The organism is Pseudomonas edaphica (assembly GCF_005863185.1).
GTDB lineage: Bacteria > Pseudomonadota > Gammaproteobacteria > Pseudomonadales > Pseudomonadaceae > Aquipseudomonas > Aquipseudomonas edaphica.
The window spans coordinates 1-1767 of record NZ_VBVZ01000902.1; the positions used below are offsets into that span (position 1 = coordinate 1).

The 1767-nt window shown below is 58.4% G+C and carries 3 protein-coding genes; all 3 read left to right on the top strand.

Annotated features, from left to right (window positions below):
• Positions 1–66: 66 nt before the first annotated feature.
• Entirely contained in the window at positions 67–558 is a 492-nt protein-coding gene (locus tag FEM54_RS31895; protein ID WP_138454202.1) for a GNAT family N-acetyltransferase, read from the top strand.
• A gap of 175 nt (positions 559–733) precedes the next feature.
• Positions 734–1279: a hypothetical protein gene (locus FEM54_RS31900; protein ID WP_138454203.1), complete on the top strand. Its 546-nt coding sequence runs from the start codon at positions 734–736 to the stop codon at positions 1277–1279.
• Positions 1280–1472: 193 nt separating this feature from the next.
• A partial coding sequence (locus FEM54_RS31910) for a GNAT family N-acetyltransferase (RefSeq protein WP_138454204.1) occupies positions 1473–1767 on the top strand: 295 nt, incomplete at its 3' end.

The window sequence follows — 1767 nt, forward strand, 5'->3', positions numbered from 1 at the left end:
ATCTGTGTCAGGCACTGGATGTTTCTTTATGATGTGGCCTTTCGCTTAATGCCCCAGGAACCTCCCATGCCCGCCCTCACCTTCCGCAACGCCCTACCCGCCGACGCCGCGCGTTGCTTTGAAATCGAAACCAGCGCCTACGAAGGCGATGAAGCGGCGACGCTGGAGAAGATCGCCACGCGTATTGCGCAGTACCCCGAGGGCTTTTTGATTTTGGAGGCGGATGGCGCGGTGGTGGGGTTTATCAATTGTGGCTGCGCCCATCAGGTGGTGATGTCGGATGAGGCGTTCAAGGAGTTGGTGGGGCATGCGGCCGAGGCGCCGAATGTGGTGATCATGTCGGTGGTGGTCGACCCGGCGCAGCAGGGTAAGGGTTATTCCAGGCTGTTGATGACTGAGTTTGTGCAGCGCATGCAGGCGATGGGCAAGCGGACGATTCATTTGATGTGCAAGGAGCAGCATGTACCGTTGTATACGCGCATGGGTTACGGCTATGTGCAGCCGTCGCCGTCGGAGCATGGCGGGATGGCGTGGCATGAGATGGTGATGGGCCTTTAGGCCGTTAACTTTCTGGTCGTGTTTATGTAACGGGATTTACGCCCGTCAGCCATCATTGAACGGGCAACTGTGTTGCAACAGGTAAGAAGCGCGCCTCTATTGCCTTTTCTGACAGCCAAGTTGAAACGTCATACGCGGTTTTGAGCCACGGCCTATAGACCGCACCCATCGTTACATGAGCGCAGTCACCAGCAGTTTTGAGCAGTTACATCTGCAAAAAATCACCTTATTGAATGCCTTGGCAGGGCTCTGTAGTTTTCGAAAGGAATCGCCGGATCAGGTTCTGGCGATACTTTCTCTTAAAGATCGCCGAGGTACGTCCATGTTTCCAATCACCCGTACGCCCTACACTCCCCCTTCGCACATCCAACACATGCATGAGGCAGCTCACCGTGATCCCTTGGATCGCGAGCCCCAGGCCTCGCATACAATCATGTCCCCAAGGGGCAAGACGGCAAACCAGGCAGATTTCCCGCTGGTCAATTCGAATACCAAACTCTGGGCCAGCCTCGAACACCGAATTGATAACGGCACCCCCTTGCGCAACAAGATGGATGACACTGCCGGTGACGATGCCGAAGTGTTCGATCCAGAGACGCAAACATGGCAGCCTACCCAAGCACTCGGCGGGGGGCTGCACGCCAATCTTGGCGACGCTTACCGCGAAGCCATCGATTTCGAAATCAAGGCCGACAACATGGGCGGCTGGCAGCGAGTGTGAGTCGCTGACGGTGTTAGGCTCCGTGGAGGGTGTTCTAAGCGCTAGACGAACCCGGCCCACACCTTCGGCCGCTCGCAGGAGCTGTCTCTGCTGATGGAAGGCGCGCAGGTAGTGGCGCAAAACAAAGGGTTTGATCAGGTGGGTGAACGGCTGCTGCATATGGTGCGCCAGCGGCTTTGAGGAGCGAGAACGCATGAGCATGATTGAAATCAGCGACCAGCCTAACCCCGACGCCGAGCGCCTGCTGGGCGATGGCCTTGCCGCGTTCAATGAGGCCGTCACCGGCGGCAATGATCGTCGGCCGTTGATGGTGTTGCTCAAAGACCCGGACACTCAGCAGCTGCTCGGTGGCATCACGGGTAAAACCACCCTGGGCATGGCCTTCCTCGACCTGTTCCACTTGCCCGACGCCCTGCGCGGTGCGGGCCTGGGCAGCCGGTTGCTGCAGGCCTTCGAAGACGAGGCGCGGCGCCGGGGCTGCCAGCATG